This window comes from Acetobacter sp. P5B1, assembly GCF_018811985.1.
Lineage (GTDB): Bacteria > Pseudomonadota > Alphaproteobacteria > Acetobacterales > Acetobacteraceae > Acetobacter > Acetobacter cerevisiae.
Genome location: NZ_JACRVS010000016.1, coordinates 1 through 26984, shown reverse-complemented (window position 1 = coordinate 26984; position 26984 = coordinate 1). Strand labels below are relative to the sequence as shown.

Annotated in this window: 32 protein-coding genes; 5 read left to right on the top strand and 27 right to left on the bottom strand. The window is 61.3% G+C overall.

From position 1 onward, the window contains the following. Window positions 1–7 precede the first annotated feature (7 nt). From KP703_RS10520 to KP703_RS10495, 6 genes are read right to left on the bottom strand one after another with little or no spacing between them, the layout of a single operon-like run. Entirely contained in the window at window positions 8–535 is a 528-nt protein-coding gene (locus KP703_RS10520; protein WP_215754813.1) for a hypothetical protein, read from the bottom strand. Next, the gene (locus KP703_RS10515) at window positions 532–960 is read right to left on the bottom strand and encodes a hypothetical protein (RefSeq protein ID WP_215754811.1); all 429 of its coding nucleotides are present in this window, start codon (window positions 958–960) and stop codon (window positions 532–534) included. The genes KP703_RS10520 and KP703_RS10515 overlap by 4 nt, the downstream gene beginning before the upstream one ends. Next, a complete protein-coding gene (locus tag KP703_RS10510) occupies window positions 960–2003 on the bottom strand; it encodes a phage tail protein (RefSeq protein ID WP_215754809.1) in 1044 nt (347 codons plus the stop codon). The genes KP703_RS10515 and KP703_RS10510 overlap by 1 nt, the downstream gene beginning before the upstream one ends. Next, a complete protein-coding gene (locus KP703_RS10505) occupies window positions 2000–2575 on the bottom strand; it encodes a DUF2612 domain-containing protein (RefSeq protein WP_062271834.1) in 576 nt (191 codons plus the stop codon). Before KP703_RS10505 ends, KP703_RS10510 begins: the two co-directional genes overlap by 4 nt. Next, complete coding sequence (locus tag KP703_RS10500) at window positions 2575–3819, bottom strand: baseplate J/gp47 family protein (RefSeq protein ID WP_215754807.1); 1245 nt, start codon at window positions 3817–3819, stop codon at window positions 2575–2577. The genes KP703_RS10505 and KP703_RS10500 overlap by 1 nt, the downstream gene beginning before the upstream one ends. Then, window positions 3791–4144 carry a hypothetical protein gene (locus KP703_RS10495; protein ID WP_215754806.1) on the bottom strand — a complete coding sequence of 118 codons (354 nt, stop codon included), beginning with the start codon at window positions 4142–4144 and terminating at the stop codon, window positions 3791–3793. Before KP703_RS10495 ends, KP703_RS10500 begins: the two co-directional genes overlap by 29 nt. A gap of 327 nt (window positions 4145–4471) precedes the next feature. On the opposite strand from KP703_RS10495, the gene KP703_RS10490 reads away from it, so the two are divergent. Continuing rightward, entirely contained in the window at window positions 4472–6595 is a 2124-nt protein-coding gene (locus KP703_RS10490; RefSeq protein ID WP_215754804.1) for a catalase, read from the top strand. A 168-nt stretch (window positions 6596–6763) separates the two neighbouring features. Here KP703_RS10490 and KP703_RS10485 read toward each other — a convergent pair whose 3' ends face one another. From KP703_RS10485 to KP703_RS10470, 4 genes are all read right to left on the bottom strand, one after another. Then, complete coding sequence (locus KP703_RS10485; protein WP_215754802.1) at window positions 6764–7462, bottom strand: Gp138 family membrane-puncturing spike protein; 699 nt, start codon at window positions 7460–7462, stop codon at window positions 6764–6766. Then, the gene (locus KP703_RS10480; protein WP_215754800.1) at window positions 7459–8385 is read right to left on the bottom strand and encodes a baseplate hub protein; all 927 of its coding nucleotides are present in this window, start codon (window positions 8383–8385) and stop codon (window positions 7459–7461) included. Before KP703_RS10480 ends, KP703_RS10485 begins: the two co-directional genes overlap by 4 nt. Window positions 8386–8444: 59 nt before the next feature. Continuing rightward, the gene (locus tag KP703_RS10475; protein ID WP_252354006.1) at window positions 8445–8828 is read right to left on the bottom strand and encodes a hypothetical protein; all 384 of its coding nucleotides are present in this window, start codon (window positions 8826–8828) and stop codon (window positions 8445–8447) included. A 464-nt stretch (window positions 8829–9292) separates the two neighbouring features. Next, window positions 9293–9838: a DUF4142 domain-containing protein gene (locus tag KP703_RS10470; RefSeq protein ID WP_062271825.1), complete on the bottom strand. Its 546-nt coding sequence runs from the start codon at window positions 9836–9838 to the stop codon at window positions 9293–9295. 431 nt (window positions 9839–10269) lie between these two features. On the opposite strand from KP703_RS10470, the gene KP703_RS10465 reads away from it, so the two are divergent. Next, a complete protein-coding gene (locus KP703_RS10465; protein WP_062144584.1) occupies window positions 10270–10761 on the top strand; it encodes a hypothetical protein in 492 nt (163 codons plus the stop codon). 86 nt (window positions 10762–10847) lie between these two features. On the opposite strand, the gene KP703_RS10460 is transcribed toward KP703_RS10465, so the two are convergent. The 15 genes from KP703_RS10460 to KP703_RS10390 all read right to left on the bottom strand — a co-directional run bounded on the left by KP703_RS10460 (window position 10848) and on the right by KP703_RS10390 (window position 23212). Continuing rightward, window positions 10848–11144 carry a hypothetical protein gene (locus KP703_RS10460; RefSeq protein ID WP_062271909.1) on the bottom strand — a complete coding sequence of 99 codons (297 nt, stop codon included), beginning with the start codon at window positions 11142–11144 and terminating at the stop codon, window positions 10848–10850. Window positions 11145–11427: 283 nt separating this feature from the next. Further along, window positions 11428–12204: a phage baseplate protein gene (locus KP703_RS10455; protein ID WP_252354005.1), complete on the bottom strand. Its 777-nt coding sequence runs from the start codon at window positions 12202–12204 to the stop codon at window positions 11428–11430. A 44-nt stretch (window positions 12205–12248) separates the two neighbouring features. Beyond that, entirely contained in the window at window positions 12249–13835 is a 1587-nt protein-coding gene (locus tag KP703_RS10450) for a hypothetical protein (protein ID WP_215754798.1), read from the bottom strand. Between the two features lie 194 nt (window positions 13836–14029). Further along, the gene (locus KP703_RS10445) at window positions 14030–14497 is read right to left on the bottom strand and encodes a hypothetical protein (RefSeq protein ID WP_215754796.1); all 468 of its coding nucleotides are present in this window, start codon (window positions 14495–14497) and stop codon (window positions 14030–14032) included. Window positions 14498–14642: 145 nt separating this feature from the next. Then, on the bottom strand, window positions 14643–15080 hold the full coding sequence (locus tag KP703_RS10440) for a phage tail fiber protein (protein WP_215754794.1): 438 nt from the start codon (window positions 15078–15080) through the stop codon (window positions 14643–14645). A 26-nt stretch (window positions 15081–15106) separates the two neighbouring features. Continuing rightward, window positions 15107–16270: a DUF3383 family protein gene (locus KP703_RS10435; protein ID WP_215754792.1), complete on the bottom strand. Its 1164-nt coding sequence runs from the start codon at window positions 16268–16270 to the stop codon at window positions 15107–15109. Continuing rightward, the gene (locus KP703_RS10430) at window positions 16267–16908 is read right to left on the bottom strand and encodes an LIC_12616 family protein (protein WP_215754790.1); all 642 of its coding nucleotides are present in this window, start codon (window positions 16906–16908) and stop codon (window positions 16267–16269) included. Before KP703_RS10430 ends, KP703_RS10435 begins: the two co-directional genes overlap by 4 nt. Next, window positions 16857–17246 (bottom strand): hypothetical protein, encoded by a 390-nt coding sequence (locus KP703_RS10425; RefSeq protein ID WP_062271813.1) that lies wholly within the window; start codon window positions 17244–17246, stop codon window positions 16857–16859. The genes KP703_RS10430 and KP703_RS10425 overlap by 52 nt, the downstream gene beginning before the upstream one ends. Further along, window positions 17243–17764, bottom strand: a complete 522-nt coding sequence (locus tag KP703_RS10420; protein WP_215754788.1) for a hypothetical protein — start codon at window positions 17762–17764, stop codon at window positions 17243–17245. The genes KP703_RS10425 and KP703_RS10420 overlap by 4 nt, the downstream gene beginning before the upstream one ends. 88 nt (window positions 17765–17852) lie before the next feature. Continuing rightward, window positions 17853–18350: a DUF4054 domain-containing protein gene (locus tag KP703_RS10415; RefSeq protein ID WP_215754786.1), complete on the bottom strand. Its 498-nt coding sequence runs from the start codon at window positions 18348–18350 to the stop codon at window positions 17853–17855. A 69-nt stretch (window positions 18351–18419) separates the two neighbouring features. Further along, complete coding sequence (locus tag KP703_RS10410; RefSeq protein ID WP_215754784.1) at window positions 18420–18740, bottom strand: hypothetical protein; 321 nt, start codon at window positions 18738–18740, stop codon at window positions 18420–18422. A gap of 91 nt (window positions 18741–18831) precedes the next feature. Then, the gene (locus tag KP703_RS10405) at window positions 18832–19869 is read right to left on the bottom strand and encodes a major capsid family protein (RefSeq protein WP_215754782.1); all 1038 of its coding nucleotides are present in this window, start codon (window positions 19867–19869) and stop codon (window positions 18832–18834) included. Next, window positions 19866–20369 carry a hypothetical protein gene (locus KP703_RS10400; RefSeq protein WP_061506706.1) on the bottom strand — a complete coding sequence of 168 codons (504 nt, stop codon included), beginning with the start codon at window positions 20367–20369 and terminating at the stop codon, window positions 19866–19868. The genes KP703_RS10405 and KP703_RS10400 overlap by 4 nt, the downstream gene beginning before the upstream one ends. Before the next feature lie 3 nt (window positions 20370–20372). After that, entirely contained in the window at window positions 20373–21590 is a 1218-nt protein-coding gene (locus tag KP703_RS15650) for a DUF2213 domain-containing protein (protein ID WP_252354004.1), read from the bottom strand. Between the two features lie 11 nt (window positions 21591–21601). Then, window positions 21602–23212, bottom strand: a complete 1611-nt coding sequence (locus tag KP703_RS10390; protein ID WP_373687474.1) for a DUF1073 domain-containing protein — start codon at window positions 23210–23212, stop codon at window positions 21602–21604. Window positions 23213–23346: 134 nt separating this feature from the next. Between KP703_RS10390 and sodC the strand changes: the two genes are divergently transcribed. Continuing rightward, the gene (gene sodC / locus KP703_RS10385; protein WP_062144375.1) at window positions 23347–23886 is read left to right on the top strand and encodes a superoxide dismutase[Cu-Zn]; all 540 of its coding nucleotides are present in this window, start codon (window positions 23347–23349) and stop codon (window positions 23884–23886) included. A gap of 65 nt (window positions 23887–23951) precedes the next feature. On the opposite strand, the gene KP703_RS10380 is transcribed toward sodC, so the two are convergent. After that, window positions 23952–24218, bottom strand: a complete 267-nt coding sequence (locus KP703_RS10380) for a hypothetical protein (RefSeq protein WP_062144378.1) — start codon at window positions 24216–24218, stop codon at window positions 23952–23954. A gap of 110 nt (window positions 24219–24328) precedes the next feature. Here KP703_RS10380 and KP703_RS10375 point away from each other — a divergent pair, with 110 nt between their 5' ends. Together KP703_RS10375 and KP703_RS10370 are read left to right on the top strand one after the other, a co-directional pair. Continuing rightward, entirely contained in the window at window positions 24329–24937 is a 609-nt protein-coding gene (locus tag KP703_RS10375) for a peroxiredoxin (protein WP_252354003.1), read from the top strand. A gap of 144 nt (window positions 24938–25081) precedes the next feature. After that, window positions 25082–26101, top strand: a complete 1020-nt coding sequence (locus tag KP703_RS10370) for a rhodanese-related sulfurtransferase (protein ID WP_373687473.1) — start codon at window positions 25082–25084, stop codon at window positions 26099–26101. A gap of 39 nt (window positions 26102–26140) precedes the next feature. On the opposite strand, the gene terL is transcribed toward KP703_RS10370, so the two are convergent. Continuing rightward, on the bottom strand, window positions 26141–26984 hold an 844-nt coding region (gene terL, locus KP703_RS10365; protein ID WP_215754773.1), incomplete at its 5' end, for a phage terminase large subunit.

The window sequence follows — 26984 nt, the reverse complement described above, 5'->3', positions numbered from 1 at the left end:
TCTCCCGTTACGCGATAAGATAAGGGGTTCCGGACGGGCCGGTGAGAATTGCGCCCCCCGGCAGCGCCATGGCGTTAGGTGGAACCGGGGTGCCATCTGCCAGACACGGGGCGGGCTGAGGCGGTGTAGCAGGTGTGTCTGCCAGAATGGCGACGGCCACCGGCTGCACAAGACTGCGCCCCTGCTGTGTGGTGACGGAAACCTGCACCTGCTGCACCGTACCCGGCGGCCCACCCCCCAGAAAAATACAGGCCATGCCGTGCAGAACGGTCGCCCAGAGAACGGTAAGGTCCGTTGGTGCACCTGTGGCGGTCAGCACACTGGCGGTAACGGACGCCAGATAATCCCCTGTTCCGTGCAGCCAGTTTTTAGGATTAAGGGTAAAATCCAGATTATCACCGCTGGCTTTGGGCGCCCATGCCAGACAGACTTCTTCCGCCACCAGCCCGCGCAGGCGCAAACCGGGCGGGATAGTGAGCGGCAGAGTGCGCGCCGGGGCTGGCCGCCAGTTGGGGGATGGCAGAGGGGCCGTCATGCCGGGGCCTCCGGCAGGGTTGTGCCGGTGCTATCCTGTCCCTCCGCGATGGCGCGCAGGGCTTTGAGGTAGCTCACCCATGCCTCCGGGGTTGGCTCATTCAGTGCGCCATAATTCCCCCACACGGTCTGACGGGCCGCCACAAGGGCGTTCTGCGCCTGCGTGGTCAGAGGCACCGGTGGAACAGGGGCAGTATAATCAATGATTTTTCCATTCAGCACCCCGCGCCCGCTGGGCAGGCGGAAGCTGATGGTGTTGGCCCAGTCTGCTGCACTGAGGGGGATCAGACTGGCAGCAGGCGGCACAGCGGCAAGGCTGCTCATACTCCCGGTGTCATACCAGCCGGTAACCGGCGTGGGCTGCGGGGCCGTGGTATCATAGGCTGCATAATAACGGTCTGGATAAGCTGTTGTGGCATCTGTCATTATTTCGGCCCTATCACGATGATATTGGCTGGCCCGTTTGTGCTGCGGGGGCGCACATACATGCCGGTGGCGGTTGCGCCGTAACAGAAGTAATCGGTATCCGTGGGGTCAGACTGATTGCCGCAGGAATGGGCACCGCAAAAAACAGGCGTGCCGGAAAAGGCGACGGGGAAAGTAATCCATGACCCGGCGGTGGAGCCGTTCCCGACACTCGCCTGAAAAGCCTGTATGCGGTGGCCATAAGCCAGATTGATCACACGGCTGTCGGATGTTCCGAAATCGCTATTATAAAGATCGGCAGAGACATAGGCTCCAAGGTCAGCCGTGTAGGCGACGTCCCCATACTGGCTGTCACTTATGCGTTCGTTCTCGCCCCAGTGGACATAACGCCAGGAGCCATCGCCAAATTGCAGAGACATCAGCGCCCGGAAGGTCGTGCCGACTTGTTCCTGCAAACCGAAAAGCAGCTGACTGCCCCGCCCTTCGGCTTTGGATGTAAAGCAGGGATAATTGATATACTGGCCATTCTGCGGGTTGGCCGGGGCCGCCTGCGCGGTAATGCCGCCAAACCCCTCCTGCACCACCGGGCCGTTGATGTTCAGCCAGGAGACCGTGCCACCTGAGAGCGGCAGATAGCCCGTAAACAGGTTTTGCCATGGGGCACCGTCTGCACCCGGCGTGCTGACATTATCATCCGCTGTGGAAACCCAGAACGTGCCGGGTGTTGCGCCGGACACAACAGCGCCTGCCGGGTAGCCGCCAATGGCCTGTGCAAATCCGGCGTCAAACGTGCCCCAGCATCCGGCCTGATAGGCCCTCAGGATTTTGGAAATGAGGTTAAGAAGGCCGTTCATGTCCTGCCCGCGCGGGGGCACGCCGCCAGCGGAGCGGGCAATGAAGGTTTCTGGCGGAAACCCTAGCGCGAGCGAGGCTGTGCCATCCCCCGAGCGGGCCTGCGTTGTGGGAATGGTTGCCACATCACTGGCCGCAGCGTTGTCTGCAATAGGTGTTGCGAGGCGTGTGGGGAAATCAGACTGCTTCATGCATGCCCCCTGATAGCGTAAGAGACGGCCACACCGGCCGGGCGCGGCAGGACGCCGCTGCTTTGAATGATGGAAACCTGAACATCTGTCGGGATAAAATTGAAAACGTAGGTCATGGTCATATCACCATGATCTTCCACCCAGGCATCCCCCTGCCCGGCAAACAGCGCCATGAGAAGGAGGTTCAGGCTCAGCACAGATCCATCCGTGATGTTGGCCATAGCCTTAGCGTAAATAAGCTGACGAAAGCCCTCATCCGAGAGGCTGATATTGCTGCTGGTGGCAGTCCCTTTATACCAGGGGGCTGTGTTGAAGCCTTGCTCAGTCAGGTCCGTTGCTTCTGCAAAGCCGACGAAATTTTCAGAGGAAATGGTGAGGACGCGCTGCACACCCACAATCCGCCCCCACACATCCAGCCCGTAGCCCTGTGCGGTGGCAATGTTCCATATCTGGTCATACCATTTATCAATGAGCGCCGCCGGGTCAAACGCCTGATTCCAGCCATTGATGAGGGCGTTCAGGCTGGGGGCGCAGGCATATTGGGAGAGGACGGTTTTTTGCACATCCTGCATTACACCAGCTCCACGCTGATGGTGGTGGCATCCAGTGTCGGGATCTGATCTGCCTGCATCTGCACGGTAAATCCTGTGGGATTTGCGCTGGTGCCAACAGTAATTTCCGTAATCTGCGCCCATGCGCCAAGGGCCGCGACGGCGGCATAAAACCGGCTGGCATACAGGGTGCTGCCAATACGGGCGCGGGTGCCGCCGTCATCCCCCAGAAAGGCGGATTGCACAGCGGCCTGAATATCCGTGGTGACCGTGGACGGCACGGCGGCAGACGAGGCCAGACGCACCGTGACGTAAACCGGCGTGGGCGTAGGCCTTTGAAAACTGACTGTATAGCTCGGCGGGGTTGCGTATGTGCTGGACGGGTCCGCCACGGTGACGGTCGTGTTGCCGTTATAGGCGCAGCCCGGTGGCTTTTTGCGTAAAATGGCCAGCGCAATATCCGCATCTGCACCGCCATTGACGCAGACATACAGGCTGTGCGGCGCGAGCGGCACGCCATTGACGGTAATGCTCTCGGCCGTGCTGTTGTCCGTAACATACGCATCTGTCACACCGGAGACGGCCTGCACAGCGGCGGAAATGGCGTCCAGCGGGCCGATGGCGTTGACGGCGACAGACGTTTTGCGTCGGGCCTCAAACGCGGTGCGACTTTCCACCGCACGACCCGTCACCCCGGCGGTGGGGTTGCTGACCGCACTCCACCCCGCGACGGACTGGCTGATGGTGACACTCCCTGCCGGACAGACCACCTCCCCCGCGCTGGTGCAGGTAAAGGTGCCCTGTGCGGTGCCGGTGGCATCCAGCGTGAGGATGTTGTCTGCCGTGTAGCTGTTGCCGGACTGATCCTTGATGAGCGCGCCTTGCGGGATGACCGTGCCCGCCGCCCCGGTGCAGATACAGGTGACGGTTGTCGGTGAGGCTGGCAGGCGGGACATGAAATAAATGCGTCCGATCGCGTCCTGCATGCGGCCTTCGGCCCGTGCAGGGTCTACGCCATTGGCGAGGGCGAGGAACTGGTCATACGCATCCCCCAGAATAGCGGTGAGGGACATCGCCAGTTGCCCTTGCGGGGTGGAGAGGTCCGTATTGAGCGTATTGCCAAAAGCCGCGTTGATATCGGCAAGAACGCCGGTCAGCATGTCGGCTTCTTCCGGCATGATAAAGCCCGTGGCGTCCAGAACCGGGGCCGGGACGGATGTGGTGCCTGTGGCGGTATTAGAGGCTGACAACAGTCTGGCTCCCATCAGTAAGGGTTAACTGGATGATGCCGGACAGGCGGCGGGCCGGACTGAGGCCGGTGAGTACGCACACGGCCTGTGCGACCCCTTCCACACTCAGGGCGGTTTGCTCCACATCGGCACGGAACAGGGCTGCGGACTGGGTGCGGCCCAGAATGTTGGTGAGATACGGCAGACCGAGGGCTGTGTCGTACCAGCACTCCCCCAGAAACACGCGCACCGCACAGGCGACGTTCTGGGCAACGGCATAAGGCGCGGACGCCAGGGCAATACTACCGCTGGCATCGACCACCAGATCCCAGGTTGATCGGTCGAGAAGCAGGGTTTGCATCTGGAAGCTCTTTTGCATGTTTGGACGTGTGGGAAGGCTCAGTCTGCGCGGACGCTAGGAGTGACCACGCGGGGGCGCAATCGGCTCCGCTTCCCACAAAAGTGAATAGGTTTTATCCGCCCGAAGGACGGAGCGGATAAGCAACTTTGCTGTCTATGATGCGTTGTCGTGACAGATACGCGATGGATCGGTTTTAGCGAGGGTCTGAACGGGCCTGAATCCTGCATGTCCGGCAGGGCATGCAGACAGGATCAGACTGAGGATTTCTCTTAAAACTTTCTTAATCGCGCCATCGTTCTTTATTTCAGCAGACAAAGGCACATCATCATGAGCGCCAAATCAACCCATACAGACCACACCACAGTAAAACTCGGGGACGAAACCGTGCAGCGTGGGGCTGGCGGGGAAACCCACCAGACCGCAGGCGGCGATGTTCCCACGCTGACAACGCAGCAGGGTGTTCCGGTTTCTGATGACCAGAACACGCTGAAGGCGGGTGCGCGCGGCCCGAGCCTGATGGAAGATTTCCATTTTCGTGAAAAGATTTTCCACTTTGACCATGAACGCATCCCCGAGCGCGTGGTGCATGCCCGTGGCTATGGGGCGCATGGTTTTTTTGAACTGACGCATTCCCTCTCCAACATTACCAGTGCTGATGTGTTGCAGCGTGAAGGCGAGCGGGTTCCGGCGTTTGTGCGGTTTTCCACCGTGGCAGGCAGCAAGGGTTCGACAGACCTTGCGCGTGATGCGCGAGGCTTTGCCGTCAAGCTCTACACCAAGGAAGGCAACTGGGACATTGTGGGCAACAATATCCCCGTGTTCTTCATTCAGGACGCCATCAAGTTTCCGGACATGGTGCATGCGGTAAAGGAAGAACCGGACCGGGCCTTTCCGCAGGCACAGTCTGCGCATGACAACTTCTGGGACTTTATTGCTCTCACCCCGGAAAGCATGAACATGATCATGTGGGTGATGTCCGACCGTGGCATCCCCCGCTCCTTCCGCTTTATGGAAGGGTTTGGTGTGCATACCTTCCGCTTTGTGAATAAAGCGGGCCAGTCCACCTATGCCAAATTCCACTGGAAGCCGAAAATGGGCTTGCAGTCCGTCGTGTGGAACGAGGCGCTGAAAATCAGCGGGGCAGACCCGGATTTTCATCGTCGGGATTTGTGGAATGCCATTCAGGCCGGGGATTTCCCGGAATGGGAACTGGGTGTTCAGCTGTTTGACGATGAATTTGCCGACAAGTTCGACTTTGACATTCTGGACGCAACCAAGCTGATCCCCGAAGAACTGCTGCCTGTGCAGCCGGTGGGTCGTCTGGTGCTGGACCGCATGGTGGACAACTTCTTTGCGGAAACCGAGCAGGTGGCCTTCTGCACCCAGAACGTTGTGCCGGGTGTGGACTTTACCAATGACCCGCTGCTGCAGGGCCGCAACTTCTCCTATCTGGACACGCAGTTGAAACGTCTGGGTGGGCCGAACTTTACGCATATCCCCATCAATGCGCCGAAATGCCCCTTCCATACCCTGCAACAGGATGGGCACATGGCCATGCATAACCCGAAGGGACGTGCGAATTACGAGCCCAATTCCTGGGGTGGTGAAGCTGGCGGCCCGCGTGAAAACCCGGAGACGGGATATAAGACGTTCCCCTCTGAGGTCAGCGGCCTGAAGGAACGGGTGCGTTCCGAGAAGTTTGCGGACCATTACAGTCAGGCGCGTCAGTTTTACAAAAGCCAGACCGAAGTCGAGCAGACGCATATCCAGATGGCCATCACCTTTGAACTCAGCAAGGTGGAAACCCCGGTTATTCGCAGCCGCGTCGTCTCCCACCTGCTGAATATTGATACGGGCCTGGCCCAGGCCGTGGCGAAAGGTCTGGGGCTGGAAAAACTGCCGGAAGCCGCACCGCCTGCACGCGCTGTGGTGGATCTGCCGCCCTCACCCGCTCTGAGCATTCTGAAGAATGGGCCGAAGAGCTTTGCAGGCCGCAAGATTGGCGTTCTGGCGACCAATGGGGCGGATGGTGCACTGCTGGAAGCCCTGAAGAAAGCGGCCAGGGCAGAAGGCACTGAGGTGGAGATTGTCGCCCCGCAGATTGGCGGGATTACGACCTCTGACGGCAAGCATGTGCCTGCGGCCCAGCGTGTGCCGGGTGGACCGTCCGTGCTGTTTGATGCGGTCATTCTGCTGCCATCTGAAGAGGGTGCGAAGCAGCTTGCGCAGGATTCCGATGCACGGGATTTTGTGACGGATGCCTATGCCCACGCCAAGTTTATTGGCTACGTTCCGGCAGCCCTGCCGCTGCTGAAACGCGCTGGTGTGGTGGAGGACGCCGTGGACGATGGCGTGATTGCGCTGAAATCCGGTAAGGATGCGGAAGGGTTCATCAAAACCTGCCGCGCCCTGCGCTTCTGGCCGCGTGAGGCGTCTGTGCACGCAGTGTGAGCTGACAGACGATTTGGCAAGATTCTGTTAAGGGTCCTGCCAAATACCGCAGTCAGGTTTGCACACTGAGACTACGCATTAAAAACAATGAGAAACGCGACCACGGGTCTCCCTGTAGTCGCGTTTTTTATGTCTGCGTCTGGGAAGTCTCCAAACAGACCCATGCAGTTACCCCTGCGGAGTGCCGGTAATCCCGGAACCGGGCTGCACGCCGGGGTGGGTGTGTTGGGTCAGGGAGATGCCATTGGCGATGGCGTCCTGCGAGACGGTGAGGCTGCCGTCTATGGAGACGGGGCCGGTGATGTGGGTGTTCTGGGCTTCGATACTGAGGGTGCCAGACGTTTTCAGCGTAATGCCATTTTCACTGAACCAGAGATACTCCTGCGGGGTGCCGTTGAGGAAGCCGCCGATATAGAGGGCGTCCGCCATGTTCTGCTGCCTGAACGAACCGGGGGCAGCACTGGCGCGGGCGGTTTTGACGTTGAAGATGTCGCGGTCCGCGATAAGAGCGAGGCCGATGTCGCCTTCCATCGGGTCCAGAATAACGGCGCGGCATCCGCCCTGCAGCCGAAAATACGGCACATTATACAGCACGCCATGCGGCATGATGCGGCCAGAGGCGTCCTGCTGATGCACCATAGGCTGCACATCCACCGTGCCGACCGGATTCAGCCCGGCCCCGGAAACAGCTTTGACCTGCACGGGCACGATGGTGCGGCGGCCTGAGAGCAGGCGCGTGATGACGCTGTTCAGAGCATTAAAGTCTGACGCGGCGGCATCAGCCCGGTTGAAAATGGGATAGCCGCTGGGGGGCGCCTGCGGTGCGCTCTGGCTGGCAGTTTGCGCGGCTGTGTTGGACTGGGTCATGCAGTGGATTCCCGATAGGCCTGCGCCACAATGTCCGTAAACCATGCGCCGTGCGGCGTTTCTGTTTGCAGGGTGTGGCGCACCTGTATGGCGCGCCACAGACCGACCGGCACCGGACCGTTTTGCTGCCCCCACCCCGCAGGCTGGTAGCGACTTTGCAGGGCGATCAGGCTGTTGAAACTGACAAGCGGGTTAAACAGCATCCGCAAAGCCAGTCCGCCGGCGGACCATGCGGGGTAGCCGATCAGCCCGGTTTCTGCGGAGAGGGACAGGGCTTGTGTGGTGCCGAGGGGCGTCGGCTGTGAGGCGGTAGACGTTGCGGGCCAGACGGAGAGCTGACCGCGCCCTAAGCCTGCGCACAGAGGCACAGTTTCCAGACACTGGCTGAGTTGCTGGCCGGGGCTACCGTGGAAATAAGGATCATGCAGCGTGGCGGCCACATCCTGAATGTGCAGGCTCAGGCCGGCCTTGTTGGCAATGGTGGCAAGCACCTGCCCGGCGGAGACAGCACCCCGGTAGCCCGTGGGGGTGGCCGTCATGGCATTCGGCAGAACTGTTGAAAAAGCCTGTGCAACAAAGGCGACATTGGGAGCAGTTGTATAATCCACATAGGCCAGCGTGACACCGCCCTGAAAGACGAGGGCGTTCCCCCCTGCCCCGTCCTGCGTTGTGAGGATAAGCTCACTTGCACTCTGGCGCGTGGGGTCCGGCGCGGCCATGCTCAGGCGGTTCATGACATCCGGGGTCATGCCTTCGATCCGCACCGTTGCACTTTCTGCCGTGGGGAAGCGAGCCTGTGTGACCTCGGCATGCACGCGCAGGCCGGAGAGAGTGACCGTGTCCTCCCCATTGGGGCCGAACGCCTGTGAGAGCAGCCGGAATGTGACATCCACGGCGCGGTTTTGAAGCGTTGTTTGCGACATGGTGCGGGAGTTTCCGAAATGCAGGAAATGGCGGGCGCAGGACTGTGTGGTGGTCGTCGTCAGGACGTCCAGCCGGGACGGTAGAGGAGGAGAAAGCGGGAGCCGAGGGCGGTGGCGTCCGGGTCTTGCTGGCCTTGTGTGTCGGCAAACAGGAAGTCTCCGGGCAAGCCGATTGCCGCGTCCCGCACCAGCCATGTGCGGTCCTGACACAGCACGCCGGACAGAAAACGCGTGCTGCTGGCATCGAAATCTGCATACAGGCCGGTGCTGCGCTGACGCAGGGTGATCTGGATCAGGGTTCCGGACAGCGCGACTTTCAGCGTCTGCGCCGGGACGGCAGTTAGGGGTACCGTGAGCAGAGAGGGGCTGGTGTTGTTCGTGCTGCCCTGAGAGGTTGCCTGAGTGGTGGTGGATAGAGACTGTTGCAGTGTGGCTGAGAGCATGGGGAGGCCACTCCGGTTATGCGGGCTTGGAGGGAATATTTATGGATTTGGAAAAACAGCGCAGATTTTATGCATGTTGCTGAGGATTGGTAATTTTAGAGGGTGATGTGAGACTTTGGGCACGCACGCGAGAGCTGGAGCTGGAGCTGGAGCTGGAGCTGGTTTTAGCCGCTCATTTTCCTGATGTTTACTGAAATCTTTTGAGAAATAAAGAGCTATTCTATTTTTAGTATTGAGATAACAGCCTGTTATCTTTTGGAATATGCTTGCTCTGTTTTGGCGTTTTTCAAACAGGCGTTTAAGGCACTTATGTCTGAAAAGGAACGCGAGGCGGCTGGCAATGAGTGGAAATTTTATGCGTTCCGCAAAAGCGCCTGAGGCTCCCTGCCTTGTCAGCAGGAAGCCTCAGAATATCAAAAGACCTTCCGTCCGGATGGGAAGAAATCGGTCTTTTGGAAAAGGCTTTATTTCACCTGCGCTTCGTAACCGAGGAGTTTGGTTTTGAGGTCTGTGGCGAGTTTCACCAGATCCGCGTTTGTGGACGTGGCGTTGGTGGCATCAATAAACAGGCTGGTCGATTTTGTGTTGCTTGCCAGATAGCGTGCGTAGCTTCTGTCAAACGCAGCACCGTGCAGACGCTGCATCTGATCAATAATCTTCTGGCTCTGCGCGGAAGGTTTTGCAGCCAGCGTTGCAGTACCCGTGGTAGCCAGTGCTGTCAGCTTATCATGGTTATCAGTCAGGTCTTTGACGATTGTCGTGCCAAGCAACGCGATATCGCTGCGGGCGGCGTGCGTTTTGGCAAGGTTTGCCAGCGCAATGTGGGTCAGGTCTTCATCATTGAGCCTGGAGGCAAAGCTTGTATCAGCCGCCGTAAAGGGCGTGGCTTTTGCCAGAGCGGGCAGTGGCGGTGCGGGCGGCTGACCTGGGTGCATGCAGGCGCTCAGCGCGAAAAGCGAGACGACAAGAGAAGAGCAGGTAAGCACCTGATGACGGGACGGAAGCAACATGATCAGCAAATTCTCCTTTGACCTCAGGGACCGTTTTGCAGGACTGCGTGAGGTCTCAGACAGTACAATTAAACAACCCCATGATAATAGCGTATGATGGGGAGGAAAAGGCAAGACTAGAAGAGAGCCACTTTCCATTATAATCGAAATGATATAGAACAGACAATGCAATCAGGATATTAAGGCGCTGGAAAGATATTTGTCAGAAAAGAAATATTTTATGCATCGCTCAGCCTCTTGCATTGCAGAGGAAGAACACAGTAGCGTAATAACTTTCTACGTCTTGTTATGAATATTTTGGACACGGTGTGAGGATAGTCGAAAAAATGAAGTGTCGTCTTTTGGGTTTGTTTGCGGTCGCCTCACTCTCTGTCAGTTTAAGCGGTTGCGGGTATTTTGATTCACGCGCTGCTCATAAGGCACAAGTCACAATGATCGGGATGACATCCTACGATCTGCAGGCCTGTGCTGGTCTGCCGGCTTCCACCAAACAGATTAATGATACGACGCAGATCTTCATCTATTCCGGCACGCAGCCGGCCCCGAGCTATGGTGGGTCTACCCTTATTCCGGTTGGTGATATTTCAACGCTCGTCAACGTGCTGGGCGGCGGCGGCGGCACGGGCTGTACGGCTGTAGTCCGTCTGGATAATGACCGTGTTTCTGACGTGCATTATACCGGCAATGATGATGAAATGATTGGCACGGACGGCGTTTGTTCCATTATTACCCGTGGGTGTGCGCGCCAGCCTGAAGGCACGATGCAGCGCTCTGCTGGTGGTATCCTTGGGGTTTCCGCCTTCCATCCGCCGCGGACGCCGCAGCAGTCCACCTCTGCGACCTACTCCAAACAGTCCGGCAATGCTGTGCTGAATACTGAGAAAAATTCCACGGCTCCTGCCATTGTGCCGCGGGCCCAGTAAAACACAGATTTAAAAATTTCTGGCTTCTATGTGGAAAGAGGGAGTGTTGCTCAGGCGGCATTCCCTCTTTTTCTTTATAGGCGTTATCAGTTTCTTTTTGGCTGTGCCGCAACCCATGCCTGTTGCTGGGACGCTTGTGCATAGGCCTTTTCTGTTACCCAGCGCAGGGTCGTCTTGCCTTCTTCCGGTGTTAGAGTGCCGGAATCTACATCCTGCCCGACTTTCAGGGATGCCAGATCGACTTGCAGGCGCAGGCTGTACTGCGCCCCCATGGCGTCCGGTCCATAATGGGCATGGGCCTGATAAATGCAGTTGAACCGCTTGTAGGCTGTCCCTTTTGCAAAGGGGTATTTAAAAAAACACTCTGAAACAGCGGCGTGCATGTCCCCTCTGCCATGATCATCCGCGCACCCTGACACCAGAAGACAGACAGAAGCGGCTGCCAGATAGTGCATCCAGACAGGCACGAGCGAGCGTTGTGTGTGGGGGATCTCTTTAGAATGAGATGGACGCGCTATTTTTGGAACAGGTTTCATGGTCTGGATGGTTAAATCAAAAGGGAAATACGGAGCCTTAAGAGATAAAGAGGATGGCTCCGAAATACCAGAGAGAACCTTAATCCTTTGATGTCGCTGCTGGTGCCGGGTGCTGAAGGGGCACTTTTTCTTAAAGCGCGCTGGCCAGCAGGCTGGCGGCGTCGAGTGTGCTGCTCTGACTAGGGCCGAATGCGGTGGCCAGAGAAGAGCCGGATGTTTGCACGGACTGGGCAGAGACCAGACCCGTGCAGATTGTTCTGCTACCCTGCGGGGCCTGTGTCTGGGTGAAGCTCTGCGTGCCCGTCAGCCGCACTTCCTGCAGGGTGATTTCCACCACGGGCATGGTGATGCCGTGGCGGGCGTCTCGCACCCAGCGGTGGCCGGTAATGCTGACATTGCTGTATTTGCGTTCTGGTGTGATGACGGCATAGAGCGACAGATCCGCTTCCAATGCGGCAAGCGTATTGAAAAAAGTCTTGCGCACGTAAAGAGCCTCTATGCCTGCAAGGCGCGTGAGGTCCAGACCGGAAAAAGGAGTGGCCTCTGTGGCGGAAAGGCCGGTTTCCGACCCATCACACACCATCAGCACGCGATGCTGACGGGGTGTCTGCACTTTGCTGTAGGAGAGAAAAGCGCCGTCTTCCAGCGGGGCCGTCGCAATGGGACTGCTGCTTTCTGCCGAGACAGACATCACGCGGGCAGCGGACAGCACGCAGGTGCCAGTGCTGGTGAAGATGCCCCACTGGCCTGCGGCCTGACTGATCATCAGATCATCCAGCACCGTGCCGAGGCTAACGGAGGCTGCGGCGCGCACGCCGGTTGAGACAGACTGACCCAGCAGAGCGGGCACGCCTGCCGCAACAGGGATATCCCACACCGAAGGCAGGGTGACGGGCACCATGGGCATGGGAGCGTTCCTTTTAAAACTGTTCTGATGTTAGAAGGCTGTTTTCAGACCGTGCCGATGGTGGCGAGGCTGGTGAGGGTATGACTGTCCCCTCCCCCCAGCCCTTGCAAAGCCTGCGCGATGGCCTGCGGATTTCCAGATGGGACTGTGATGGTGACGGGGCCGATATGGGTCGTTGTTGTGGGGCGCGGTGCGCTGGCAAAGTGCGATGTGGTCTGGGAGCCTGCCGCATGCAGCAAGGGAGAGCCGGGCAAATAGGGTTGCACCGCGAGTGCCCTGCCTGCATGGGCGTGCAGCGTGGCAAGAGCACGCGACAACGTGCGCGTTTGGGCTGTGAGCGCGTCCGTGTGTGGGGAACGGAGTAGGGTGTGCCCTGTGACGGCATGGTTAGGGGAAAGGCTGGATACGGGGCTGGTCAGGCTGTGTGCGGCAGGATATCCGGCAGCAGGTCCGGCGAGGGAGGGTTTGAGGCTGGTGCGAGAGGCGCGTCGGTTTGCGGGCGAAGGGAACGCGCGGCTGCCGTCTCGCTGGCCGGACGAATGGGTGACTGGGCTTTGGCCAACGCGGTGGGCTGTCTGGGTGATGAGCCGGGTTAGGGCTGTGGAGCGTGTGTGCTCTGCCTGTGTGCGGGAACTGGAAGAGGAGGTGCCGATCGGAGATGTGCGGCGTGCGGCTGGTGCAAAAAAACCTTGCAGTCTCTTTGTCTTTGCGATGCTCTCCTGTTCTGTGACTGAGCGGGAGAACGGTCTCAAAAGTGGGTTTGCCACGATGCGGTTCTGGAGCGTTGGCGCAGAGTGGACTGTTACGAGCGGCTCGAATGGAGCGGCGGTCGTGGCGCTCAGAAGGGCGCGGTGAGAGACCCTGCCCTGCCCCGTCTGGTTGCGGAACGGAAAGTCTGTGTTGGGGAAAGGCCCTGCTGTGCGCGGGATGACGTGAGATGAGCGGGAAGCGGGCTGTGTTGCACGAGCGCCCGTCTCGGCGCTGCGCCCACCGGCGACGGCATGAGTGACACCCGGCAGGCGGGATAAAAAGGCGGCGGTCTGCGAGCCTGAGAACGGGACAGACTGGGTTCCGGGTAACGCGGCCAGACCTGAAAAAAAGTCTGTGCGCGAGGGGCCAAAACGGGAGAGGTGCGACGTGCCCGTCGGTGCACCGGCGCGTGTGCCTGTGGATGTGCTGGTGGGCTTACTGCTGGGTGTTGCGGCGTGACCGGAGCGGAAGCTGTTCGCAGAACTGCCCTGCCTTGAAAACGGAAAACGTGCTCCCTGCGCAGTAAGGTTTCGGTCCGCGCGGAGGATGCGGGTTTCTCGCGTGGCGTGGGCAGAGGGCGACGGGATGCCGGTTGATGCACTGCGGGGGGTGGTTTGGCTGCCGGGGGTGGAGAGATCGGCCAGCAGGCGGTTCAGGCCGCGTCCGCCGCTGAGGACGGCGAGCAGGCTGACGGCCTCGCCGCGCATGCGGGCAAGAGCGGATGTGGCCTGTGTGCTGGCCTGCCGGGTGCTGGCGGCTGTCTGCTCTGCGCTCTGGCGGAGTTTGTCCAGAAGCTGGGTGGTCTGTCTCGCTTCGGTTTGCAGGGAGGCGGTATCCAGCCCCAGCCGGACGACCAGTTCATCAATCAGCATTTCCGACATGCGTGGTGTTCCTCAGCCGCCCGGTGTGGGGAGCATGTGTTCCTGAAAACCCCTGCTGGCGAGGGTGGCATTGCAGTTTCTGACAGACAGGATTTCCAGAAGATCATAAAGATCCTCACTGTCATAAAGCGTTTTTAATTCGTGCAGGGTGGCGAGGCCTGCGGTGATGACCGCCGCCAGCGCGGGCGAGACGTTTACGCAGCAGACGGGCTGGGCGTCTCCTGCGCGGCTTCTCCCAGCAAGGCCGCCACCACGGGGAAGAGCTGGTGTGCGGCGGCCAGTAAAAAACCCACATGCAGCCGGAAGGCTTCTGCACGCACGAGGCCGAGGGTGTCTGGTTCCTCAAAATCCGTGGCGATGACGGCGCGGGTTGTGTCCGGGTGGGCGGGGTCTGGCCGCAGGGCGACGCACTGCATCAGGCGGTCCAGAGCGCGGTCCAGCTCACTTTCTTCCATGAAGCCGAAGATTTCGATGCCCAGACCGGCCAGACCGGCAACACCGGCTTCTGCCAGATCGGCCCCGACCCGTGCCCCGCCACGGATGGCGGCCTGCAGGATGTGGCGCGCCCATTTATCGGCTGAGAAGGCATCCATGCGCGTTAAGACAAAACGTTTTCCGTGGTCGGCTCCGGCTTTGCTGTGCGTATAGTCGAGTGTTTTCATGAAGGTCTTCCTGAAACGGGCACGGCCTGCGTCTGGTGTGACGGGATGCGAGACAGGCCGGGAAGTGGGCGGGTGCGTGGCCGGTGCTTTGGCTGGAATTTTAGCCGGGGGTCTGGATTAGAAGCGAGGGGCTAGGCCCCGGCGCTCAGATGGTGGCGGGGAGAACCCGTTCCCACGTGATTTCAAAATGCCGGGCTTCCAGCACACGGCCTGCTGTCGGCACGCCGACAATGGAGCGGAGCAGGCCACGCACCATGGTGTATTTGCGCCCGATGGCGGGGATCTGAATTTCCGCGCCCATGCGATACAGGCCGCGCCGGGCGTCCTGCGCCATGACAATGGCCTCAAAAATCAACGCACTTTCACTACTTGCGGCCAGTGCGATGGTCTGGGTGACAGGGTTGGGAATCCAGCCGGCGTTCAGGTAACCGTCAATGCTCATGGCGGTTTCGGCCAGTTCACGCGCTTCGGTTTCAAACGCGCGGTCGGCTGCGTAATTTTCCAGCGTGATGGGGGCATTATACAGCCCCGGCACGGTGAGAGTGTAGACGGAATTTGCGGCGGTGATGTCATAATCGGACATGGGGTCTGGCCTCCTTGCGGGGTTTTTTACTGGGCTTCGACAGAGGCCAGGGCGATGGACTGCACGGACTGACCATCCATGTAGAAAAACCGTCCCTGCACCGTGCCGCGTGCAGCCCGAACGGCAGCGGACGCGGTGGACGCACCCGGCAGCAGATACCAGCCGCGAGTGGAGAGGACGGTATCAATACTGCGCCCGGCATCCGCATTGACGGCCTGCTTCTGTGCGTCCGACAAGGTGACGTTGGGCTGGATGGCGCCGAAGGACAGAGCGGTATCAATCGTGCCCTGCACGGATGTGGCGATCAGGGAATCTCCTACCGCGTTATAGGGAATTTGCCCGGCGTTGGAGAACAGGGTGATGAGGTCAGTCTGGAAGCTGGCGTTCATCCAGATCTGGTTGATGTAGCTGTCCGCCCAGGCGAAGGGGCCGGAGACGGCACCGTTATTCAAAAAACTGAATGTGGAATCCGTTCTTTTGTAAGACCCGTAGAAGCTGTAGCCGTTCCCCAGCAGGGCCTGTGCCTGTGAAGCCGTCAGGCTGTTGAGGGGCAGGACCGCCGCATTATTGCGGAACATCAGCGTTGTGCGGCCACTCGCCCGGTTGGGGTTGAGGCTGGCCGCCCAGCCAAGGCAGAGGGCACCGGCCAGAGTGCCGCTGTTATTCTCCACATTACACAGGCAGGTCAGGCCCGGTGTGCTCGCGGCCCTGACCGTGGCCCCGAAGCTGGCCGCTGCGTTGGCGGTCAGGATAGTCGTGTCACTATCCTGCACCACGCCCCAGTAGCGGTTGGGATGGGCGGCGAGCCATGTGGCGATCTGGGTCTTGGCTGTGGGTTCCGGTTCTGACGCAAACAGGAAGGGCGCCCAGTCTGTTGCCTGATCGGCTGCGGTGGAAAGATAGGTGCCGTAATCTGCCGCAGTCGGGGTGGCGGGGAGCTGGAAAATATAGAGCTTTTCCGGCGTGTCCTGCGCGTTGGTGTAGGCCGAGAAATAGATGCTGGCGATGCTGGCTTCCACGGATGATGCACCACAGGTGGTGGCGACATCCTCCGCCGAGGTGAATGTGGAAACACCCGATGCAAGCGACGTATTTTCGGAAAAGACCATGCCGTTCAGCAGGCTGACCGTGCCACCCGGAGAGAGAACGCCCGGTGTGACGGTAACGAGGGAACTGATAGGGAGCGTCATGCGGAAGGGGAACCCTGTGGGCTGGTGACATCTGCCAGAGCAAGCCGGGCGGCAGAGGCCATTGGTTGCGGGAGTGAGAGGGCGAAGCTGGCCTGAAGATGCAGGTCAATCTGCCATTGCTCTTCATATTGCCGCTCACCGTTGATGAAGGGGATCTGGCGGGCTGGCCCGGCGTAGAGGGGGGCGATGCGGGGCGACGGTGTGGAGAGTGGGGGTGGCTGTGTGCCGGAAGGTGCATCGGAAGCGGCGTCTGATGCTGTTTTGGGTGAAGTATTTTCGTGAAAAGACGTGAAAAATTCTGCGGCCCATCCGTTTTGGAACAGGGCGGTGATGCGCTGGGCGTTATCTGCCGCACCTTCTCCAAACAGGCTGACCTGCACCGTGATGTCCTGCTGTTGCAGAATGATGCGGGCGTTGGCGGTGTAGCGGGTGGCGCTGGTGGCAATCCGCTGGTGCATGAGCAGCGCCATGAGGGCAAAGGGGCCGTTGGGTGCTGCCATGCGGTTTTGTCTGGCCAGCAGGACGGGCAGATCTGGCGGCAGGATGGTTTGTAAAAAAGCCCGTAGCGCCGTGGTGGTTGCCGCCGTTACGGGGGGCAGGCTGACGGACGCTGTCGGGTAACCAGAAGTTTCGACCATTGGCCGCCTCCCCATGTTTCGGGCTGGCCTGTGACCAGCCATTCCGAGCCTTCAAACACCAGAAGGTCACCGCCAAACTGGTGGGCGCGGTCAATACCTTTGAGTTCTGCGGGCAGATAGACCACGCGGGTCTCTGTGCTTTGGTTAAGCCCCGCGACCTGTGTGAGATCCGCGCTGGAGGCGGCCTGCACCATGATGCGCAGCAGGATGTCGACATAGTGCGGGATGACCGTGCCATCGGGCTGTGTGGTCGTGCCTTCCTGCGCGCGCAATGTGGCGAGGATGGGGGGTGCGAGGCTGCTGATCTGTGCTGCGGCAATGCGGAACAGGCTGTTCATGCCTCCACCTGAAAGGTGACGCTGTTTTGCAGGGTTCCTGTTTCCAGCAGCGGCTTATCAAACCCCTTATGCCGGATGGTGGCGGGGGCGTTGGGCGGCGTGTGGGTCTGGTGGATGGTTTGCGTGATGTCGGTTTGCATGGCCTTCCCGACCGTGGTGAGCGCCTGTGTGGGTGTACTAAGGCGTTGGACGAGCGTTTGCAGAGCGTGCCGGGTGCCCCCTGCCCTGCCGGGTGTGCGCAGGCTGGTTTTGAGTTCTTGTGCCAGCAGGCGCACCCATGCGGTGCGGCGGGTGGCGACAGTCTGGCGCAGGAACGGTCGGGGKGGGATGACGATGCTGTGCCCCTCCCTGCCCCGCACCACTGCGCCAAATTCCTGCACGGCGGCTATGGCGGCGACGGGGGTGCCGTCTTCTTCCGTCGCGGTTTTGAAAAATCCGGCTTTGACGTTAGGGTTTCCGGCGGATGGTGCGGACGGCATGGTGGTGGTCATGCTGGCGGGTGCGGAAGGAAGAGGCATGAAGGGGATGCCTTATTCTGGTGCGGGAGTATGCGGACACGAGAGGGGCCGGTGGAGAGGAGCGTGCGCTGCGGATTTAGGCGTGCGCTCAGGGCCATGTGAGCGGGGTTTGGGGGTAGCCGGGCACGTAGCGGGCGGTGCGCAGGAAGGCCGTGGCCGCCCAGTAGGCCGCGCCGTAGGGGGTTTGCGCCCACCATGCCTGTGCGGCGGTGACTGGCCCCATATCAGCCTCGACCGCGACGCTGCCCATACGGGCTGATGTGATGCGGCCTACCAGTGCGGGTTGCTCCGGGCTGGTGGTTTGTGTCGGCGCGCAGGCGGACGCTGTGGTATCCCCTGCCCCGCCTGTGCAGAGGCTGGAACTGGAGCCCGAGCCGCTGCCGAAGCCCAGTTGCGCCAGATGCGCGGCGATCAGCCCCAGCAGGGCGGCGCGGCGGGTGGGGTTTTTGACGGGCGAGGTGTCATCATTCGCGAGGAACAGGCTCGCCTGATCGAAACAGGCCTGCGCGCCCTCTGCCCCGAGTGTGGCGAACAGCGCGGGGTAACGGGTTTGCCATGCCTGGGCATCAAACAGCACGGGGGGCATGCGGAACTCCTTGAGGAACAGGCGGGCAAACCGCGTTGGTGTGTGAGGGGCAGAAATGCCGGTGGCGTGTCAGACCGGGGTGATGCCGAGGGTGGGTGTTGCCGGGTTCAGGGGTTCTACGCCGGTGCGCAGGGCGGCCTGTTCCCGTGCCTGTCCGGTGGCTTTATCAAGCGTGCTCTGTGCGAAAATCAGGCCGTTTTTCAGCAGCGGGAACTCCGCATATTTACGGGACCATGCGGCCCAGAAGTCTGCGGGGATGGGGGTTAAACCATAACCCCCGATAACAGCCGAGGCGCGGGTGCCGGCTAGTTCATGCCGGGTTTCCCCCAGCGAGAGCACGAGGCCGTTGGGCAGTTTGCAGCCGATGGTAACGGTGGAGGGTGTGGCCATACCGGAATGGTCCTTTGAAACAGGCTGGTGGAGGAAGGAGAAAACTGCACTGGGCGGGAAATCCCCGCCGGGTGTGGCGGGGATGAGGCGGTTACAGGCCCGTCATGGTGGCGATGCCGGCGGGGACGTAGATGATGGCGCCCCATGTGCCCTGCGAGAGTTTCTGCTTCCATGCGGAAGCATCCGTCACCACGGCGTGGGTGCGGAGTTTTTCCGTGAAGGCTGTTTCCGCCGTTTTCTGCGCGCCGACATGTTCTGCCATGATCTGCATGGTCTGGCTGGCGCTGCCTGCGGCGTCCCCATACTCCACGGCCTGCACAAAGCGCAGGTTGGGGTATGTATCTTTCAGCAGGGAGGCGGCAGAGAGGCCGAAGCTGTTGCGGCGGGTAAGCAGGCCCATGCGCGTGGGGGRCAGGCCGAGGACCATCGGCGTTTCCGTATCCACCAGCCCGGCCGTCTGGCTGCGGAGCTGGTTGATGAGGGCAATGACGTCATCCTGCCGTTCTTCCGGCGTGGCGGCGGCCCAGCTGGTGCCTCCTGCGGCCTTGACGGCAGGGGTGATGGCGGCTGGCAGGCGCGGGTCGTTCAGATAGCCATACAGACGCAGGCCGTTGATGCCGAAAAAATAGGTCTGGTTCTGGAACTTGTTCAGTTTGAGGGCAGCGGCTTCCCGCAGGCTGGCGGCCCACTGGAGGCGGGCCTGACCGGCGAGAGCCAGCTCCATTTCCCCCCACGAGACGAACACCTGATAGTGGTAGGACTGGCGGTCCGGGTAGGTGGGGTTCAGGCTGACCTGGCCGTTGCTGTTCCAGTCGCCATAGCTGGAAACTTCGCCTGTGGTCTCGACCATCGGGAAGATGGCAGTGCGGGTCACCCAGTCGCCCTTGCGGACTTCACCCAGCAGTTCGGCGGCGCGCATGGGGGCGAAGGCGACTTTGATGAGGGCCGGGTCCACCCATGCGCTCATGAAGGCCGGAATGCCGCCGCTGGCGGTAGTGGAGAGCGTGGGCTGGGCGTCCTGCGCCAGAGCATCTGACGCCAGCAGGCTGTTGGCGATCATGCCACGGGCTTCCGGCATGATGAAGCCGAGGCGGTTCAGTTCAGCCAGTTGTGTTGTGAAATCGCTCATACGGCGTGGCTCCAGCTTGAGATTTTGACAAGTTCACCCGCAGCGCAGGCTGAGGCGGCGTAAAAGCGGGTCTGCACGGCTCCGGCCACGGTGGCCCCGGCTGCGGCAGTGGCGATGCTGCCGTTTGTGGTGGAGGCAAACACGGCCTGACCGGGGGTTGCGGCGGTGGTGCTGGTGGCCCAGAAATCCCCTGCCGTGAACAGGTTGACCGGGAAACCCTGCGGGATTGTCAGGCTGCTTTCATCAAACAGGCTGGCAATCTGGCCGGTGAGATCCCGATGCACAAAGCCGTCCGGAGCGGTGGTGGTGCCACTGGCGGGGGCGTTGGCGACGCTGCGGCCATCCGTCTGCACCCAGCCGAAAGCGCCGATGGTGCACCCTCCGGCTGCGGCGACCAGTGCGCCCTCCCCTGCCGGGAAGGTGGCCGTGGGATTGAGGGAGGCGAAATCACCCGGCAGGCCGGGGGCGGGCTGGGTGTTAACCTGAGTCTGAAATGCCATGACTTATGCTTTCACCGTAATGCGACCAAGACCGAACGTGTCCCGAAAAGACACAGTCTGTTCTGCATCCATGCCGAGGGGGCTGGTTTGTGTTTTCAGGCGCGCGACCTGCTGGAACAGCGGTTTGTAGGCGGCTTCCGGCAAGTCCGTGAGGTCCACGCCCTGCTCCCGCAACGCGAAGCCGTAGACGGCAGTGGCGCTATCCATTGCGACGTCACCCACAAACGGACGCACTGCATCCCGCGCGGCATGGAGGGCTTCCATCCGGCGGATGACCTCCGCTTCCGCCTGCTGCACGGCCTGTGTGAGAGCGGCGTCCATGGTTGTGGGCTGCGTGGCCGGGGGCGTTGTGGAGGACGGGGCGTGCGGCTGCGGGGTGGGTGTTGACGGGGCCGCAGAGGTGTTGGCCGGGGGCGTGCTGACTGTGCCGGGCTGGGAGGCCACGGAAGGCGTCGGATGGGAGATTGAAAAAGTGTTCGTCTGCACGGAAGGATTTTCAGTCTGTGGGGCCGCAGTCTGGGCGGAGAAAGAGGCCGACGGGAGGGACTGAGACGGTCCGGGCTGTGGGGGCGTGGGGTGTGTCATGAAGGTAGGATCCCTGTGGGGCGCGGGAGCGGCATCGCCAATAATGGCGGTTTTCACGCGCGGCTGGGKGACGAGGGCGAGGTGGTTGAAGATGATGTCCGTCATGGTCAGGCTGTAGGGGATGCCGTCCTGCACGCCGCCCTGCGGAATGGCGCGGTAGCGGTAGCCTGCGGAGACGGCGCGCTGCTGCCCGCTCTCGATGGCGGCGATGGCCGACTGGTCCCACACCGTCAGGCTGCCGATGAGATTGGGGGCTTCAAACCGGACATCGCTGCCGACGGCCCCGACGGTGATCTCCTTCGGGTGGTCCTGCGCCGAGACGGGCTGGTGCTGCATGAGGATGGGCTTGCCCGCCATGCTGGCGGCGGCGCGGGCCAGAGCCTGCGGGTCCCGATAGACCTGATAGAGTGTATTTGGCTCCAGCCCGAGAGCCTTCGCACCCGGAATTTCATGCCCGTAATAAGGGCAGACCGTGGCGGCGGAGAGGATGCAGCGGGCGATGTGCAGGTGACCATCGACATCGGTGCGGCGCACGGAGCGATCCAGCGCCAGAACGACGGCGTCCCGGCCACGGGCAGGAGGGAGCGTTGTAATGGATGGAGCGTGGGGCATGGAGAGGTGACGGGGGAGCGTCATGCCTTGTCCTGTCAGGGGTTTTTTGAAGGAAGGAATGGCGGTTTGGCCGGGAGGCTGACGGTGGCGTATTGGCCGCTGGTGTCGTGTGCGGTGCGGCTGCGGGCTTCTGCGGGGGTGATGATGCCGGAGCGGATGTTCTGGGCGTCAATATCCGCGCGGGTTTTTTGCAGGGTGGCGCGTGCGAGTTCATCCATCTGCCAGAGGGAGACGAAGGTGAAGTCGATATCCGGGTCGATCTCGCCCCACAGGTTGAGCATGACCATGTGCAGGATGGTGGTCAGGTTTTTGCGGTAGAGTGTTTCCTGAAAAGCGTGTACGCGGTCATAGAAAACTCGGATTTCTCCGTCCGCTGAGGCGTTCAGGCCGCTGGGTGTGATGCCGGTGAATTTGACCAGCGGTTCCTGCGCCACGGCGCACATCTGCTCCTGCGCCTGTGCTTGCAGGCGGTCCAGCCCGGCGAGCGGGGCAGCCAGGAGTTCCAGCTTTTCCCGGTCTTTATCCAGAACAAAGGTGCCGCGATTGGAGCGGAAGCGGTTGAAGGCCTCGATGCGGCTGAGGAGACCTTCCGGGTCCTGCGCGTAGGCTGACATGTCGGTTGAAAGCGCGACGATGGAGAACGCATTCAGGAGGTCCGACACGGACTGGCGGGTGCGGAGCCAGTTTTCCACGGCGGGGCGGGCCATTTGCGAGAGCGACAAACCGCCGAAATTATAAGCAGGTTTGAGAAGGTCCGGCACCGGGCGTGAGACAAACTGCAACAGCCGTGTGCTGTGCAGCAGGCCGCCCTGCACCCACCAGCGCGAAGGCTGATAGAACTCCGTGCTGAGGGGGTTGGCGGTGTCATACTGGTCTGGCGTGGTCCAGACGGGTTCGATCGGCACGAGGGCGCGGAGCGAGCCTTTGCGGAAGGTTTCCGGCCTGAGCAGCAGGGGTGTTTCCAGCCCGCCGCCGGTGCGGGGCTGGCCGGTATCCACATAGAGCAGGCCCATGCCGTAATAGCCGTCATACTCCGCCATGCGGCGCAGGACGTCCCGCACGTTCAGGCGGGTAAATTCGCGCTCAATATCGGCAAGGCGTTGCTTTTTGTCCGCCGTGCCGCGGGCGCGGAAAGTGATCCATTCCCGCGTGGCCTCGGCGGCGATGACCTCCACCATATGCCGGTATTCCGCCCGCTGGGAGAGTTCCGCCAAACGGGGGTAGCCGGGAAAGGCGACACCCTCCGCCACCGCCTGCCGCAGCCAGCCGAGCAGGCCGGGGTTGCTGGACGCGGCGCTGTCCATAGCCAGATGGGTGCGGCCATCGCCCCGCACGCCTTTGGGCGGCTGGTAGGGCCGGAACACGTCCGCCTGCGCGGGGAGACTTTGCACGCGCAGGGTTTCCGCCATGTCTCGCGGGCCAATGCCGGGGGATGGTGGGGCGGGCTGTGGACGGGGAACAGTCAGGCGGGGTTCCTGGCGGAGAGTGCGATCTGTGTCCCGTGTGGCGCGGGATAGGGCGTGGCGGGGGAAGTGGCTTACGGCGTGTGGGAATTGCCGTGCTGCCTCTGAGGGCGCGGCAGAGGTGAGGTCTGGCGTGGTGTGGCGCGGGGAGAACCAGCGGGAGAGGACGGTGGGGCGTGGCACGGGGAGGGCTCTCCGGAACAGAGGGGTGCGACGGGAGGGATGGACGCGGCATCACAACAGGCGGATGTTTGGGAACCCGGAGCCTGTTTTGGGGTTACGAGTGACGGACTGTCAGGATTGAAGGAACACCCGGTATGAAATCAGGTTTGACGAAAGCGCTGGCAGCAGGACTGTTGCTGGGCGTAATGGCCTCTCCGCTGGCCAGTGCGGCGGAAACGGCGGACGGTACGCTGGTAGGTGCGGATGGGGCGGAAGTCGGCACCGTGAAAGTGACGAATGCGCCCGGTGGCGTGCTGCTACGGGTGAGTGTGCGCAACCTCTCGCCGGGGTGGCATGGCATGCATTTTCATGAAAAAGGCAGTTGTGAAGCGCCGAAATTTACCAGTGCGGGGTCACACGTGCACACCATGACACCGGTGGTGCATGGGCTGCTGCATGACAACGCCAATGATAACGGGGACTTGCCGAACCTGTATGTGGGGCCGGACGGTCAGGCGACGGTGGAGCTGTATTCCACGCTGGTTTCTCTGAAATCCGGCGGGACGCGGCCGGCTCTGCTGGACCATGGAGGCTCGTCGCTGGTGATCCATGCGCACCCGGATGATTATACCTCGCAGCCGATTGGTGGCTCGGGCGATCGGGTAGCGTGTGCGGTGATTAAAGCGGGGTCATAAGGCCAGAATGCGCAAAGGCAGGGGAAACCCGGTGAGGTGCCCCCTGCCCTGCTGCTGAGACGAGATCAGGCTTTTTCGTCTTCAGCGTCTTCTTCGGGGTCTTCATCGTCTTCAAAGACCAGTTCAACCGTGATGGTTGCGCTGTCGCCTTCCTGAAGCTTTTTGGCGTCAGCGTTGGCTTCGTCCTCGCTTTCGTAGAACTTGCCTTCGTTGGGGTCTTCCTGCCACTCGTTGCGCGGGTCCCAGAACGTTACGTCGCCGTCCTCGTCTTCACGCTGCACGAGATAGCCGACGATCACGTCGTTTTCGTCGCTCATGTTTTCATCGCTCATGGTCTTTATCCTTTACTGACCCGTCACCTATGCAGCATGGACAGAAAAAAGGAAGAGTCTCAAGTGATGATTCTGCTTCTTTTGCCTGCAATGACAGTGGGAGTTGCCTGATGACTCGTATTCTGACACCGATGCGCCGCCTGACCCGGCTGGCGCTGCTGGCCCCGATGCTGGCCGGTTCTGCCCTGCTGGCCACGGGGGCCATGACCCCTGCGGCGCACGCAGCGCTGGCCAACGGAACCACCGCCCCGAATTTTACGCTGGATGGCGCGCTGGGGGGGAAGCCTCTTAAATTCTCGCTCAAAGAGGAGCTGAAGAAGGGGCCGGTGGTGCTGTATTTCTTCCCCGCCGCCTTTACCAGTGGCTGCACGCTGGAAGCGCATGCCTTTGCGGAAGCCATCCCGACGTTCCAGAAGCTGGGGGCGACCGTGGTGGGTGTGACGGCGGGCAATGTGGACCGCGTGGCCGAGTTCTCCAAAGACGAATGCCGCAGTGCGTTCCCGGTGCTGGCGGACCCCGGCGCGAAGGTGGCGGGGCTGTATGACAGCCAGAAGACGCAGGGGTCTTTTGCGCTCTCCTCCCGCACATCCTTTGTGATTACGCCGGAGGGCAAGATTATCCTGAGCTATACGTCTACCGACCCGGAGACACATGTGCAGAAAACGCTGGAGGCCGTGCAGGTCTGGCGGGTGGCGCAGCCTGCGCGTGAAGGCCAGTAAAAGGCTGGCCCTTGTCCTGCACCGGGGTGGAGGAGTAAGTCTGGCGGGCTGATTTCATCCTGATTGCGGCAGGGGGCGGTGTGCGGACTGGCATGCGGAAAGCCCGGACTGGTCTGCAATCGCACTTCTGGACTGGTTGTTGCCGTGACTGATACCTCTTTGCCCGTCTGCGTTGCTGCGCTGTATCGCTTTACGCCGTTTGAAAACTTTGCCGAACTGCGCGGCCCGTTGCAGGCGGCGTGTGATGCAAACGGTGTGCAGGGCACCCTGCTGCTGGCGCGTGAGGGCATTAACGGCACCATTGCAGGCACGGATGCCGGCATTGCGGCAGTGCTGGAGCATATCCGCGCGCTCCCCGGCTGTGCGGAAATTGAGGTCAAGTTCTCCCGCGCGCCCAGCATGCCGTTTTTGCGCATGAAGGTGCGGCTGAAGAAAGAGATTGTAACCATGGGTGTGCCGGGGCTCGACCCGCGCTCTGACGTGGGCCATTACGTGGCCGCCGAAGAGTGGAACGCGCTGCTGGAAGACCCGGACACCATTCTGATTGATACCCGCAACGATTATGAAGTGGCGGCGGGCACCTTTAAGGGCGCGATTGACCCGAAGACGAAGACCTTCCGGGAGTTCCCGGAATGGTTCCGCACGCATCGGGCCGAACTGATTGCCGAAGGGCGCACGCCGCGCATTGCGATGTTCTGCACGGGCGGTATCCGGTGTGAGAAAGCCACCGCGTTTGTGAAAGCGGAAGGGCTGGACGAGGTGTACCACTTGCAGGGTGGCATTCTGAAATATCTGGAAAATATTCCCGAAGAAAACAGCCTGTGGCGTGGCGAATGTTTTGTGTTTGACCAGCGCGTGACGGTGAAGCACGGGCTGGAACCCGGATCACTCGACCAGTGCCATGCCTGCCGCATGCCGCTGACAGCGGAAGAAATGGCCTCCCCTGAATATGAGCATGGGGTGAGCTGCCCGCATTGCTACAACGAACGCGATGAGAAGCAGCGCGCCCGTTATGCGGAACGTGAACGGCAGGCGCAACTGGCGGCGGAACGCGGGGAAGTGCATCTGGGCGCGCATATGGATGAAATCCGTGAGCGCAAGCGCCGGGAACGGGAAGAAGAAATCCGTCGGCAGAATGAGAAGCGGCAGCACGCCGCGCAGTAAGGCACGGTTTGCCGAAAGGCACGACTGCCCCAGCCATCTTTAAATCCGGGCGAGGAAGTCCGGGGCGAAGCGTGGCAGGGGCGTGGCGTCGGTGAGGGCTGTGAAGGCTCCTGCTGCGGCGTCGACCTGATCGTCATGGCCGCCGCCGGGGAAGGCGGCGAGTTCTTCCAGAAAATTTGGGGTCCAGGGGGCGCGGACGGCGAGGACGTTGCCCGCGTTGACCTGTGCTGCGAAGGGGGCGGCGCGGGTGGCTTTATCCCCTGTCTCCCGCACGGTTTTGACCTGATAGCCCGCGAGGCGGCCTGTCAGGTATCGGGCCTGTGCGACACCGGCCTGCCCCGGATCTTGTGGGAGGATAATGCGGGTTGCGGGGCCGTCCTGTGCTGCGGTGGCGAGGAGTGTTGCTTCCACCTGAGCGGGGTCGCCACGCAAGCGGGTGACATCCAGCACGCAGAACCGGCCATCTGGCAGGCGGGAGAGTTTGACGCCCACCGTCCAGTCCGCATTGCGGCCTGTGCTGTGGCGGGTGGCGGCGAGGTCCCATCGGCGGACGGTCTGGCCGCCTGCGGGGGCGGCGGATTGCACGTTAATCATGCCCGTCTGGAACAGGGTGCCTTCCGCCGGGACGGGAGATTGCTGGTAGAGTGCGCCCCATTCCCGCGCGCCGATGGCGAGGCGGATGCGGGCGAGTTCCGGTTCCGGGAAGGCCTGTGGCCAGAGGGCCGTGCCGGGGGCGCGGTTGAGCGGGTCGGCCTCTTCCGCAAGGGCGGGAAGACGGAGGATGTCCCATGCCTCGCCGGTGCCGGACTGCATCTCATCCAGCAGGCGGCCTGCGAGGTCATCGGGGGACCAGCGCGTCATCACCAGCACGATCGCGCCGCCG